Genomic DNA, 14,212 nt, shown 5'->3' with positions numbered 1-14,212 from the left:
CTGACAGCTATTATGCAATACAGTACAGTTTTTCTTTTTGCCCTTTTCTATCATAGCTTTCAGCTTTGAGGATGTACCTCATAGCTGCCGGAAGTGCTGTATAGCTCAATAATTCTATATCTGGTAGTATCCCAGAGCAAAAGCAACATTCAGGTTGCTTCGTCTGTACTGCGACACACTAGCTCAAATAATTGCAACTGCTTCCCTTACGAAAATACTTGGTATGATTTGGGTTTGTGTGGATTTTGATTTAGTACAGATACAGTCATAATTTATTCAAATTTTTATGCAGCCAGTTATTGAAACAATTTTATTACGTCAAATGGCTTCAGGCGAGCGCCTCTACTTACAAATATACAAATTCATTGGCGCTCAACCTGGTAAAAAGGTTTACATTCAATCTAATCTGCACGGTGCAGAAATTGCTGGTAATGCCGTTATTCACCAGCTAATTGAGTTTTTATTAACAATAAATGATACAGATTTAACTGGAGAAATTTGGTTAGTTCCCGTTTGTAATCCAATGGGGACGAATGAACGCGCTCATCATTTTTCCCCTGGGCGTTACTGTATTTACGAAGCCAAAGACTGGAATCGCATATTTTGGGACTACGAGAAACAAGCTAATAATTTAGTCGCTTTTACTAAATCTCAACTTCATCTTGATTTAGAGGTCATTCGACAAAATTATCTAACTATAATTAAGCAAGAATTTGCCAAAATTTTAGAAAAAATTAATTCTCCCAGTAGTGTGCCTTACACTGAGCTTTTTGGCTATAAACTACAAAATCTGAGTTTAGATGCAGACTACTTAATTGATTTACATAGTTCTACAAATCAAGCTTTAGACTACGTTTATTACTTCCGAAATCGAGAAGACAGTGCAAAATACTTCCTACTTGATTTTGGAATATTACTTGATAAATATGATGGTGATGCTTTTGATGAAGCTTTTATCAAACCTTGGTTAGCGCTAGAAGTTTGTTTTAAAGAATTGGGTAGAGATATCAAGTTTGATGTGGAAGCTTGGACACTAGAATTAGGAGCAGGAATGCAAATGAACCCTGATTCAGTCGCCAAAGGTGTACGAGGTGTGAAAAGTTATTTATCACAAAAAAGCGTACTGCAAATGCCTGATTTCTCAGGTGATACAAAAACCCATGAAATGATTTTTGTATCTAGCAGCAATCGGAAAAAATATTATGCGATCGCAGGTGGTATGATTCAATCCAGAATAGAATTAGGCACTTCAGTAAAAGCTGGAGACAAACTCTATCAAATTCTCAGTTTTAATAAAGAAGGTAAGCTACCTACTGTAATCGATGTCTGCGCTCAACATGATGGCTTAGTTTATGATGTCGCAACCAATCAAGCTGTGAATGAAGGCGAGTTTGTTTTAGGAATTGTTAGTTAGTCATTGTTCATCGGGAGTTTAGAGTTTTTTAACTCCTCACTCCTCACTCCTCACTTACCACTCAGCACTCAATTCAGTCTCCCAAATAAATACTCATACCACGAGCAGTTTTAACTAAAGTACCATTGGGATCGACGGCACTATATTGAGCGATCGCTTCTGTAATTGGTACACTTAATACTTGGCGATTTTGCCATGTCACCATGCGATCGTATCGCTCTTCGGCAATTAGATTAACTGCTGCTACGCCAAAGGCTGTTGCAACTAATCTATCTAGTGGTGAAGCAGTTCCACCCCGTTGAATATGTCCTAAAACTGTGACTCGCGTTTCTACACCGATGTGCTGAATAATTTCATCGGCTAAATATTCGCCAATCCCACCGTATCGAGATTGACCTAAGCGATTGGTAATCGTCACATTTTCGCCATCTTGAGTACGAACTGCTTCGGAAACAATAATCAAACAATAGTTTTTGCCTTTCTCTTGGCGTTCTTTGATTTTGTGGCAAATATGCTCAACTGTATAAGGGATTTCGGGAATTAAAATTACATTTGCTCCCCCTGCAATTCCCGCAGCTATTGCTATGTGTCCAGCATCACGCCCCATCACTTCCAAAATCATGACTCGGCTATGACTTGCAGCAGTAAAATGTAATCGATCTAGTGCTTCTGTGGCAATATTTACTGCTGTATCAAAACCAATGGCGTGTTCAGTAACGCCAATATCGTTATCAATGGTTTTAGGAATACCGACTAGATTAATACCACCTTGTTGAGCAAGGCGACGCAAAATTGCCAAGCTACCATCGCCACCGATACCAATCAAAGCGTCTAAACCTAGTTCATGATAACCTGCAATAATTTCTTCGGAGCGATCGCATAAACTTCCATCCGCCATTGGAAAGGCAAAAGGGTCGCCTTTATTGGTCGTCCCCAACATTGTGCCACCCGCAGTTAACAACGAGTCAACTTGATCAACTTCCAGCTTGGTGAATTGTGGCGGACGCGCCATTAATCCTAGAGTCGCTTGACGGATTCCCAAAACCTCCCAGCCGTAAGTATTTACAGCACAATTTACTACAGCCCTAATCACAGCATTTAAGCCAGAACAATCACCTCCACTCGTCAGAATTCCTATGCGTTTGGGTTCTCCCACATTTTTTATTGACATTTTGATCCAAATGTATATATTAATTAGTCGATGAAACTTAAGCCAAAGTTAGTAGTAGATTAAACTTAAGCAAAAGTCTTCCCTATTAATGCCAAAGTAATTTTATGTTTCTTTTGCATCTAAAAACAAAACAAAGTCTAAAAGTTCAGTAAATTCTGAGCTAGAAGTCATAATTTATGTGGGTTTGGTATGATTACTGGTGAAATGAGGTAAACTTAGAGTTTAATTTTTTTAATATTTATTCTGACTACTGAATACTACAGCTAAGGTTATCTCAGCTGTAAAATATAAGTGTAGAGCCAGTAGTAGATTAAACCTCGGCAAAAGCAATCCCTAAAAATGCCAGGGTAATTTTATGCCTATTTTGTGTCTAAGAAAAAATCAAGTTATCCCAGCTAGAAAATATGAGGGTGGAGCCAAAGGTGACTAGTATTGAAAATTACAACTTTTCTTTTCCGGGAGAAGTCACAATCCCCCAGGCTCCTCCTGAATTTAAATCAGGTTTTATCGGCATTGTTGGTCGTCCAAATGTCGGTAAATCTACTTTGATGAATCAGTTAGTAGGACAAAAAATTGCCATTACATCACCAGTAGCACAAACGACACGTAACCGTTTGCGCGGTGTATTAACTACACCAGAAGCGCAGTTAATATTTGTAGATACGCCAGGAATTCATAAGCCCCATCATCAATTGGGCGAAGTATTGGTGCAAAATGCCAAAATTGCCATTGAATCGGTTGATGTAGTGTTATTTGTGGTAGATGGAGCCGTAGCTTGTGGATCGGGCGATCGCTATATTGCCGAATTGCTCAGTCGCAGCAAAACACCAGTAATTCTGGGTGTGAACAAAACCGACCAACAACCGACTGATTCGCAGTTTCTAGATGATAGTTACGCTCAAATGGCCCAGTCTCATGAATGGGAAATCGTGAAATTTTCGGCCAAGACTAGTGCCGGATTACCAGAACTTCAAGAATTATTAATTGCACATTTAGAAATTGGGCCATTATATTATCCTCCAGACTTGGTAACTGACCAGCCAGAACGCTTTATTATGGGTGAATTAATCCGAGAACAAATTTTATTATTGACTCGTGAAGAAGTACCCCATTCAGTAGCGATCGCCATTGATTTAGTAGAAGAAACTCCCAGCATTACCCGTGTACTTGCTACTATCAACGTCGAGCGTGATTCCCAAAAAGGCATACTCATCGGCAAAGGTGGAGCGATGCTCAAAGCAATTGGTAGTGAAGCCCGCGAACAAATTCAAAAATTAATCGCTGGTAAAGTTTACTTAGAATTGTTTGTGAAAGTCCAGCCAAAATGGCGACAGTCGCGGATTAGTTTAGCAGAGTTAGGCTATCGCGTGGAAGAATAAAAAAATTAGAAGTTAGGAGTGAGGAGTGAGGAATTAAAGAGTTATGAATAATTCCTGACTCCCTGGTTTGTTTATGATTGGTAGGTTTTTCAAATTAGACCAATTTATTTAGTTTGAGAATCAATATGATTGCCTGAAAACCCTAAACGTCAGTTGAATAATTGAGAATTTCCTCAACTACTTATTGGAAACCTGAATACCTAACCTTGAAAGCAAATCCTAACTCCTAACTAATAACTCCTAACTAATAACTAATAAAAATGTCTTTAGATGCTCACTATCCCTTAAATTTACCCGTCAATGCTCCGCCCTTGCGCGTGTTAATTGTCGAAGATGATCCGATGATGCAACTGGGATTAGAGCAATCGTTAATGGCTCATCCTCAATTGGAGATTGTTGGCCAAGCTGAAGATGGTTATTTGGGAGTTCAAGCCGCACTGCAACTTAAACCTGATTTGGTGGTTATGGATATTGGGTTGCCGCGATTGGATGGCATTGCCGCAACACAGCAAATTAAAGCGGCGCTACCAGCAACTCATGTAGTAATGCTGACATCTCATCAAACGGAGACAGAAATTATTGCGGCACTGTCTAGCGGTGCAGATGCCTATTGTATCAAAGGTGCAAGTGTGGAACGATTGTTAAGTGCGATCGCAGCCGCAGTTGATGGTGCAGCCTATCTCGATCCCCAAATTGCACGGCGAGTGATTGATAATCTCAAACCACCTTCACCCACCACCAACAATGCCAACTTATCTGGACGCGAGTTAGAAGTATTAAAGCTGATGGTAGATGGATTGAGCAACCCGGAGATTGCCGAAAAACTCTATCTCAGTCCCAACACCATCAAAACTCATGTCCGAGGGATTATGAATAAATTAGCAGTAGACGATCGCGTGCAAGCAGCAGTTGTCGCACTGCGTTCTGGGTTGGTTTAGAACACAAATGCAACCTAATCCCTAATCTCCAGTCCCTTTTACTCCCATTTACAAGTAGAGGCGTACATATATATGTACGCCTCTATCGCTGACTAATTTGTTGCCAAGATGTTTGAAAAATAGTCTACCTCAATGCATTTCAGTTAAAAGAGTTTGAGAATTGATTAGGGTCTATATTAGCAGGAAATAACAAAATTTCCTTGCCTTCTAAACTTGCTTTTTGGTGAAGCAAAATTGCCTTTTCCAAAGAACAATATTTAATTGGAACCCAGCTGTCGCTATAAAAGTAGACAGTTACTCGGCTCATTGCATACTCTTTCAACGGCAGTGGAAGAGACCAGGACGAGTCCACAGTTTGAACCTTACCTGTTGAGTCCATGCTTTGAACCTCAGTTATTAAGTATATTTACTTTCACTGATTGGAATGATTTAGAGGAACTATCATAAGTAGTAACAATCTGTCTTAAAACTACATCTTTAGATAAAAGTTAAAATAATTAAAACTGCTCTCACACCCTTAGCACTAAATGCGATCGCTACTTCTGGTATCTCATCAGCAGTCGTTACNNNGATAGCCATTGTAACAATAATTAGNGGATTTGATAGAAGAGTGCGATCGCATAACCTAGTTTTTTTACTAGCTGTAAGCTTCATAGCATCTAACTCTTAACGAATGTCCACTCTAGTACCTTGATGGGGGCTTGTTGTAGCGCTTGAGTTAATTTGCTGCTGCTCTCAAATTTCACTTGGGAGAGGCTACAGGCTTCGACGTTGACCGTGAATTTATCGTTTTGGAAGGGCCAGGGTTTGACAACAACCAAGTTGTCACTGCGCTGCATGATGTCATAGCGCTCACCTTCAGGGCCCTTGCTAATTTCTAAAAACCGTTCATCGTCAGGTAGTTCTTGCTGACATAAAATGAGAGAAAGGCGATCGCACCATTGCATAAATGCATAGGCTACATCAACTTCCTCCTTTTTGATGCCCAATTCTTTGCGCCAACGTTGCTGATTTTGAAGTTGCTCGTCTAAAAGTTTGTCTAATTTTGAAGACTTACCCCGCCTTGACTCATTTAAACGGCTGATGTGCATGGAAATTAATAGAGCTACCCATCGTCCACGGTAAAGGGCATTCTTTGCCAAATTAGCCAATTTATCGACACCTGCATCTACATCGTCATTTGAGGAGAGCATGAAGTCCTTTGGCGCACCCGCTTCAGTTAGAGTATCTTCTTCCCACTCTTTTTCTAGATCATCATGATGAGAAATTGCAGCTATGGTTTCATATAACCTTACTGGCGCATCTTTGCGTCGCCATTGTCCCGCTAGTTCAGCTGCTAATAAAGCATGGGCACGATGATAAATAACTTCCCAACCATTTGGCGTAGCGTTGACAATCACAAGTTAATCTCCTGATTCTGAGTTTTAATTTTGAGTTGAATTAATTTCTGAAGTCAGAAATGTTGGGGTAGAAATTGAAGCAGCGATCGCTCTAACTTTTTCAGTGTGGCTGAAGATTTAATAGCTATAGCTATTTTAAATTGAGTGTAATACCCAAATACTTAAATAAAAATACCGACTTTTCCAAGAAAAGTCGGTATTTTTTTGCTCGCTAAATATAGCTAAACAGCCCAACATTTTCTAAAGAAGGTAGGTTATATCATGTCCGCTTGATTACTTACTAAACCCCAAGAACCCCACCCCGCCAAAGCTGCGCTTTGTCTCCCCTCACCGCAAGCGGGGAGGGGCTGGGGGTGGGGTGCAATGACTCTGGGAATCATAACTAATTATGCGGACATGATATTATTTGTCCACTAGATTATTGGGAGTTGTTCAGAATCTGCCAAAAACCTCTCTGCTCAAAATCAACCTATGCAATTAAGAGTGGCTTTCTAGCGGGTTAGCAACGTATTTGAATGTTGGCTCAGAATTCCAAGGGCCGCGCTCATCCTTACCATCTCCGTTTGTAGATAGGTTGTAATAAAGAGCAACAGTTTCATCTGGCTTAATATTACCAAAGAATGGATCTGTCAACTTACCTAGTGAATCTAGAGCTTTCATAAACATCTGAGTATGAGAAATTTCTCGTGTTAACAGATGCACTAAAGTCTCTTGGGTTCCTTTGTCGGTTGCCAACTTAATCAATTCTTCGTAAGTTTGACGAGCGCCAGCTTCAGCTGCAACGTTAGCTCTTAAATCACGTACTACATCTCCACCCTCATTCAAGTAACTTGCAGTCCAAGCATTACCTTGGCTATCTAGAAAATGAGGCCCAATTCCTCGGACTGCAAAAAGAGTACTCTTATAAGCCTCTGTTTGATCTACATTTTTAGTATGAGCCTCAATGAGTTTACCAACCATTTCTAAATGGCTGAATTCCTCAATGGCAATGTCTTGGAGCATGTCTTTAATGCCAGCATTTTCGACATGGAATGATTGAACCCAATATTGAAGTGCTGCGCTAAGTTCTCCAGTAGCTCCGCCAAACTGCTCTAAAAGCAACTGAGCAAAACGAGGATTTGGTTCACTAACGTTAACTGCATGAATAGGCTCTTTTTTGTGAAAAAACATAGATTTACACTTCCCAAAATTTGGTTTTACAGAATGAATCAACTTATCTTTTAGTCTTTTTCCAGATAGAGCTAATTTGATGTTTTATAGCTTCTTAAACTGGTGAACTAGAAGATTTAATAAAATACAGTAGTTATCTCATGGTTGATAACTGCCAATCAGCGGTTATACATTGCTGCTTCTTCTGATTAATCCCCACAGATAAATAGCAACAATTGCACCAAGCACAGCCACTAAAATACCAGGAAGAGTTAAACCAGCACCAGCCGCAGTAATTTGCAGAGTTCCTGTTCTTAACAAGGTAAATAAACTTCCACCGACGAAAGCACCAATGATACCCAAAATCATTGTGGAGAGAATTCCGCCGCCTTGATAACCAGGATAAATAGCTTTAGCAATCGCACCTGCCAAAAGTCCTAAAACTATCCAAGCAATAATACTCATAACCGCCTCAACAATCTCACTCACTTAATATCTAAGTTATCAACTCTAATTCCAAATTCTTTCTACCAGATGGGGTAAATGCTAAATCCAAAAGTTATACAAAATAATTTATATCCGTATTGTATAGATTGGATGATAATTTAGCATATTTTACATCTTAGATATCAAACAAAAATTTTGGTATATTTAAGCTATAATTTATTATCATATAAATATAATATAATCAATCACAGTCATGATTTTTGTCTGCAAAACTAAATATTAATTTATTAGTCAATCTCTTATTTTTTATCTCTACCCTAAGACATAAAGTTTGTATCTAACTTATTGGGGATGTATTAAAAATATTTCTTCATTCAATCTTTGAGATTTTTCGTCATAACTCATCATTAATTATCTAGATAAATAATTAATTAACCAAGATTGTTGTTGCACATTTTTATTTAACAACTTTATTCCAATTGCCTTTTGACTACTTACAGCACTGACAGCTATTATGCAATACAGACCGCCAGGGAATAGAATTCCCTGTCTAATGGTGCAAGTCCTCTAGAAGAGGACTAGAAAAACTTGGGTTAAAGCACTGACAGCTATTATGCAATACAGTACAGTTTTTCTTTTTGCCCTTTCCTATCATAGCTTTCAGCTTTGAGGATGTACCTCATAGCTGCCGGAAGTGCTGTATCCCGCTTGCACTGCACTTCATCCACCACACGAAATAAGTTAAAGCATAAAATTGGATTAATATAGTCTTAATAATATCCCCTCAAATTTTATTTTTAAGGTAGATTGAGGGGATAATATGTGGTAAAGACTTGCAGAAGTAATATCAAATAGCGCGGGAGAACTTTGTCTCTCGCGTTTTTGTGTGAGTATCAAATATGACGACAATATTTCTTACTAGCAATCTACCGATGTCGGTAATCTGGATCTGATTTTTTGATAAACTGACTAGACCATCGGCTTCTAGTGGTTTTAACGCCTCTATTTCCTCAGAGAAATATTCATCAAAAATGATATTATATTTGTTTTCAATATCTTGCTTATGAAGCTGAAAATGAGACATAATACCCATAATCACATCCCGTCTAATAATATCATTTTGAGTGAGTTTGATACCTTTACTAACAGGTAAACTACCTGCTGCCAATGTCTGATAATAATCTTTTAACTCCTTGTGGTTTTGAGCATAAGCATCTTCTAACATACTGATGGATGTTGCACCAAAACCAAATAATTCTGTCTCGGCGTGGGTAGTGTAGCCCTGAAAATTGCGTTTGAGAGTACCATTACGTTGAGCGATCGCTAATTCGTCATTAGTTTTAGCAAAGTGATCCATGCCAATAAATAAATATTGGTTATTAGTCAATTCTTCAATGGTCATTTTCAGAATCTCTAACTTTTCCTCCGCTGGGGGTAGCGCCTCTTGAGGAATATTTTTTTGTGTCGGTTTGAGCCAAGGCACATAAGCAAAGTTAAAGACAACAATTCGATCGGGATCTAATTCAATCGTCTTTTTCAGCGTTTCTTGAAATGTTTCACGTGTTTGATAAGGTAAACCATAAATTAAGTCTACGTTCACACTTTCAAACTTAGCTTCTTTGATCCAACTCATGGCATCAAAAAGCATTTCTTCTGGCTGGACACGATTGACAGCTACTTGAACTTGGCGATTAAAATCTTGAATGCCAAAACTAATGCGGTTAAATCCAATCTGTCTCAGAAAGAAAATGTAGTTTTTATCGATATAGCGGGGATTAATCTCAATTGAGATTTCTGCTTGGGGATCGATGTTGAAATAGTGATTAATGTTTTTCCATAAAAATTCTACTTGGTGACGCTCCAAGTAATTAGGAGTACCACCTCCCCAGTGGATTTGCAGCACTTTTCTATCTGAATCGATTAAAGCTGCGGTGTTTTTAATGTCTTGAACCAAAGACTCCACGTAAGGTTTAGCAATATTCTTGTTGTTAGAAATTACTGTGTTACAGCCGCAAAAGTAGCAAGCACTTTGGCAGAAGGGGATATGGAAATACAAAGAAAGAGGGGTTTTGCGTTGATTCGATGCGGCGATCGCGGCCTTAAAATCAGTTTCAGTGAATGTTTCGCTTAACTCTGTAGCAGGCGGGTAACTGGTATATCTAGGTGCGCGAGTGTCGTACTTTTGAATCAGATCCAGATCGAACTTAACACCAGGTAATAGAAAAACCATTGAGTTGCTTTCCAATGAATGAAGGGAGTAGGTAGAGACGCGATTAATGGGGAGCAGCACTTCGACTATGCCCTTCGGCTACGCTCAGGACAGGCTCAGTGACCGAGGAGCAGGGGAGCAAGGGATTTGGGGGAAAATTCCTTTCCTTTGCGCCCTTCCCCCTACACCTCTGCCTCTTTACCCAATGTTCAATGACAAATGACAAATGACCAATGACAAAATTAATTAGCCGCAGCTATTTCAGTGCTACCTGAATTCTGAGAACGAGTGAGGCTATCAAAGAGAACTTGACCAAGTGCTTTAATTAAACTTCCCTCTAACTCTTGAGCCATCTTTAAATTGAACCCAAAGGCAGTATTGGCTTCTGCAACAATCCGTTCTGCTGTTATATCATCAACGGGTAATGCATTTAATGCCTGACGATACTTATCCTTAAATGCCTTTTTGTCAGGAATTTGCTCAAAGTTATAAAAGGATGTGCCTTCATAGCCAGAAAGCTTCAGGGCTGACTGAGCAACTTTTTGTAGCATTTGACCCCCAGAAAGATCGCCCATGTAGCGAGTGTAGGCATGACCTAGCAATAAAGCTGGTTCACTAGCAGAAATTTCCCGAATGCGGTCAATGTAGCTCTGGGCAGCAGGTGAGGGTGTAACTTGCTCTCTCCAATTATCCCCATAATAGAACACCATGTCTTTTTCGAGTGAGGATTGGCGATTAAGTTCAGGAAAGTAAACTGCACTAATCACAGGATGCTTTACATGGCTCTCTAATGCCGCTTCTAGTTCGCTGTAGACGTAATACAAGTTGCTTAAGAATTTAGCGAAGCAGTCTTTATCCACAACTCCTTGCAAAAAACATTTCATGAATGCCACATTTTCCGCTGATGTGTGGGCTTGTTGAGTTCCAGAGCGGAGTTTGATGGCTAAATTGCTACTCATTGTTGCTTCCTTCATGTTCAAGCGCAAGGTTTCTTGGCAGTCACCGACTCATGATGCCTACCAAGACCAGCTAAAAAATTGTTATTCTAGGTTTAGAAAGGATCTGCATCACTCTATCCACAACTGCCGATGCAAATCCCAGCTATTTTTATTTCTCCTAAGATTATTTAACTATTCATTTATATATAGCTATTAAGATATTCATATTTATTTATGTTTTTCTGATGCTCATGTTCAGGCACATCCTAGTTGACTAGTAAACAAAATTGGTTGTGAGATAGGCATTTAAACTCTTCTGAGATGGGCGATCAGCGCTGAACTCGTGACTTATGGTCGTGAGTGTGCAGCTTGTAGAAATAAAATTTGGGCGTTGCATATTTGCGGGATGATTTTGCTAGTTTTGTGGGATGGACCAAAAGCCCGTCCCTTGTATTTCAGGGATCTCGTGTCGCCCACCCTACAAGAATCATCCCTTGATTCAGCAACGTATTTTAGTGCTATAGAAGGAAAAATTTAACTTAATCTTATCCTTGTTTTGATTTGTTCTTAGTTGTACTAAAACTTTTAATACAATATATTCTATTTAATTAGTATTAAATCTTCTATAAAAATTCAATTTAATTTTTGAAAAGCTTGCCTGCTGTAGCTTTGAGTGATGTAAATCAGAACTTCAGTATACTTAATAAGATTAATACCGGATTCTTCAGAGTTCTATGTGATATTCTCAAAACAGATTTAAGGATTCAGCTTGACCGTTTGGTATAGTCCTCACTAAATCAGGATAAACTCTATGTATAGATTCCAGATCAGTGCATACACTCAAACGGGCGAATCCATTGGTCTGGTGGGTTCTACTCCAGAGTTGGGTTTGTGGGATATTAGTAAATGTGTTCATCTGCGTACAAGTGGCGATCGCTATCCTTTATGGTGGACAGATATTGAAATTCAAGAGTCAGGCGGTCAACAGAAATTTGAATACAAGTATGTGCGCTTTGATGCAAACGGTAACGCAACATGGGAGAGCTTACTAGATACAAACCGCTGGATTCCAATTGACTCTAACAATGACGCCAGCAAAATTATTGTGGATGATGGCGCATTCGGTTATTTACAACCTTACCCCTTCGGATACATTGAGGAGTCGCCTGTCCAAATACCTCTGGATGAAGAGTCTGAAGGGTTAAAAATCGTAGTCATTGGCAGTTCCGTTGCATTAGGTCATAAAGCCTGGTTTTTGCAAGGTTGGGTCTGGCTATTGGCACAGGCTTTACAGCAAAAATATGGGCATAAACTCGTGAATGTATCGGAGGTGGGGGCGAATGTCAGCAGAACGATCGCTAGATTCCCCTGGTTTGTCACCCCAGAAAAACCAGATATCGTCATCATTGCCCTATCTCTAGGTAACGAAGGGTTAGCTTACTGTTCCCCTCACGAACGGCGGGCACTACAACGGCGGTTTGAAAGTGGCTTGCAGCAGCTTGTGAAAATGACGCGCGACATCGGAGCAATCCCGATTTTAGGCGGAGTCTATCCCAACGGTGATTATTCCCTAGAACATTACTCGCTGATCCGAGACACACACAAACGAATGCTCAATTGGGGCGTGACTGTATTGGATTGGTTGGCAGCTGTAGATGATGGACAAGGACGATGGAAAGCGGGGACATCCTTCGATCCGGCTCACCCGAATACAGTTGGTCATAGCCTTATGTATCAGCAGATCGATCACCATTTATTCGATATCAACAAAGACGCATTAGCAAAAGAAAAACAACGCTTCCAGCAACCGAATGAATTTCCTATCTACTTTGATAATGGGGGCTTTCATGTCTCTGTGTGTATGGAAGAGAAGCATTTACGGATTGTTAATTCATCGCAGTACAGCTACACGATCGCTCCCTATTGGCAAGAACTACAAACTGCACTGCAAAGTAAGGCTGGATTGATATCAGGTATTTACATTGCGAAGTCTGTCAAGCCGGGGACGCTCCCTTTCTTGGCTGTAGAGGATGGCGCGATCGCAACTACAATAAATATCCCCCCAAATAGCGATTTAGAATATAGCCCCGCCTTCAATCTTTTTTCGCCGAACAACGTTTTATTCTATGACGGACATTTGGGAATTTTGCAAGCGGATGAACGCCACCTCTGGGTAATCAACGAATCAGACAGCGAGTACAACATTCAGCCGATGTGGACGGAAGTTTGCGACGCACTTAAAGCCATGCCATCGGGTGTTTATGAAGATCCGCTTGATCCCGATGTCCCGTTTCGCACGATGATGATTGGTAAAGATGGGTTAGAAAGCCGGGTGAAAGCACCACCTAAGTCTGCGGTGTTATTCCAATACAAATGTGAGTTATCGGATATCAGCCGTGTGGCGATTCTTCCCCTTGGCGATCGCTGTGCCGTCCGCATGATGCTGTATAAGATGGAGTATGATGGCCCCGCCTTTCCCTTCGATCTGACGCGTACCACTAATATTGCAGATGTTGCGGATGCGATCGAACACGGTTTTGATGATATGTGGAACCCTGCTTTTCTGCATTACAGTCCCGATGCAGGCAGGATTTACCACGGTAAATGGTCGGGTTTATCCTTTGCCCATGAAGTTGAAGAGACAGACGACCCAACGAACGATATGTCTCCCGTCCATGAACGGATGCGCGTTCGTTACACAGCACGCTCCCAAAGGTTTTGGTACGCATTGCAACATTGCGACAAAGTGCTTTTTGTCCGCACAGGAATTAGCGATGCCTACGGCGGCAAGCTACGCGATGGTGTGATAGATTTAGTCAACAAGCTGCAAAAACAATGCCAGGGGAAGCCATTTCATCTCTTGCTTCTTTCTCCCCAAAGCGGTGATGAGTTTTTAGACCTTCCCAATGTGCTGCATTACAATGTCGAGTTTAATCCCGATCGCATGTATGACGATTTGGGACACTGGATGTACTGCACAGAAGTGATGCGAGGAATTCTGGAATCTCTTGGTGTGTCTAGCAAAAACCTCTTTTGGTGTCCGCCGAAAATACCGAAGGGGTGGGAAATAGGGTAGAGGCGATGCCTGCGGTGGACTACGCCAACGCATTTGCTATTTCGGAGTACTCATTTGTTATTTCGGCGTACCCATTTGTTATTTCGGCGTA

General features: G+C 40.4%; 10 protein-coding genes. 4 read left to right on the top strand and 6 right to left on the bottom strand.

Annotated elements, in window-relative coordinates; all coding sequences use genetic code 11:
- The first annotated feature begins 286 nt into the window (after positions 1-286).
- Entirely contained in the window at positions 287-1,414 is a 1,128-nt protein-coding gene (locus tag QUD05_RS03515) for a succinylglutamate desuccinylase/aspartoacylase family protein (RefSeq protein ID WP_289794889.1), read from the top strand.
- Between the two features lie 73 nt (positions 1,415-1,487).
- On the opposite strand, the gene QUD05_RS03510 is transcribed toward QUD05_RS03515, so the two are convergent.
- Positions 1,488-2,570 carry an ATP-dependent 6-phosphofructokinase gene (locus QUD05_RS03510; RefSeq protein ID WP_289799870.1) on the bottom strand — a complete coding sequence of 361 codons (1,083 nt, stop codon included), beginning with the start codon at positions 2,568-2,570 and terminating at the stop codon, positions 1,488-1,490.
- Between the two features lie 419 nt (positions 2,571-2,989).
- Between QUD05_RS03510 and era the strand changes: the two genes are divergently transcribed.
- Together era and QUD05_RS03500 are read left to right on the top strand one after the other, a co-directional pair.
- Positions 2,990-3,964: a GTPase Era gene (gene era, locus QUD05_RS03505; RefSeq protein WP_289794888.1), complete on the top strand. Its 975-nt coding sequence runs from the start codon at positions 2,990-2,992 to the stop codon at positions 3,962-3,964.
- Positions 3,965-4,224: 260 nt separating this feature from the next.
- A complete protein-coding gene (locus tag QUD05_RS03500) occupies positions 4,225-4,902 on the top strand; it encodes a response regulator (RefSeq protein ID WP_289794887.1) in 678 nt (225 codons plus the stop codon).
- A gap of 659 nt (positions 4,903-5,561) precedes the next feature.
- On the opposite strand, the gene QUD05_RS03495 is transcribed toward QUD05_RS03500, so the two are convergent.
- The 5 genes from QUD05_RS03495 to QUD05_RS03475 form a co-directional block, all read right to left on the bottom strand.
- Positions 5,562-6,302 (bottom strand): DUF3891 family protein, encoded by a 741-nt coding sequence (locus QUD05_RS03495; RefSeq protein WP_289794886.1) that lies wholly within the window; start codon positions 6,300-6,302, stop codon positions 5,562-5,564.
- 477 nt (positions 6,303-6,779) lie between these two features.
- Positions 6,780-7,472 (bottom strand): manganese catalase family protein, encoded by a 693-nt coding sequence (locus QUD05_RS03490; RefSeq protein WP_289794885.1) that lies wholly within the window; start codon positions 7,470-7,472, stop codon positions 6,780-6,782.
- A 165-nt stretch (positions 7,473-7,637) separates the two neighbouring features.
- Positions 7,638-7,916 carry a GlsB/YeaQ/YmgE family stress response membrane protein gene (locus tag QUD05_RS03485; protein WP_094349864.1) on the bottom strand — a complete coding sequence of 93 codons (279 nt, stop codon included), beginning with the start codon at positions 7,914-7,916 and terminating at the stop codon, positions 7,638-7,640.
- Positions 7,917-8,745: 829 nt separating this feature from the next.
- On the bottom strand, positions 8,746-10,128 hold the full coding sequence (hemN, locus tag QUD05_RS03480) for an oxygen-independent coproporphyrinogen III oxidase (RefSeq protein WP_289794884.1): 1,383 nt from the start codon (positions 10,126-10,128) through the stop codon (positions 8,746-8,748).
- Positions 10,129-10,349: 221 nt separating this feature from the next.
- Complete coding sequence (locus QUD05_RS03475; protein WP_289794883.1) at positions 10,350-11,066, bottom strand: biliverdin-producing heme oxygenase; 717 nt, start codon at positions 11,064-11,066, stop codon at positions 10,350-10,352.
- Between the two features lie 790 nt (positions 11,067-11,856).
- Here QUD05_RS03475 and QUD05_RS03470 point away from each other — a divergent pair.
- Positions 11,857-14,121 (top strand): DUF1796 family putative cysteine peptidase, encoded by a 2,265-nt coding sequence (locus QUD05_RS03470; protein ID WP_289794882.1) that lies wholly within the window; start codon positions 11,857-11,859, stop codon positions 14,119-14,121.
- Positions 14,122-14,212: the final 91 nt, after the last annotated feature.

It is taken from the genome of Nostoc sp. GT001 (genome assembly GCF_030382115.1).
Lineage (GTDB): Bacteria > Cyanobacteriota > Cyanobacteriia > Cyanobacteriales > Nostocaceae > Nostoc.
Note: the sequence above shows the minus strand (reverse complement) of the source record. Positions and strands in the feature narration are given on the sequence as shown.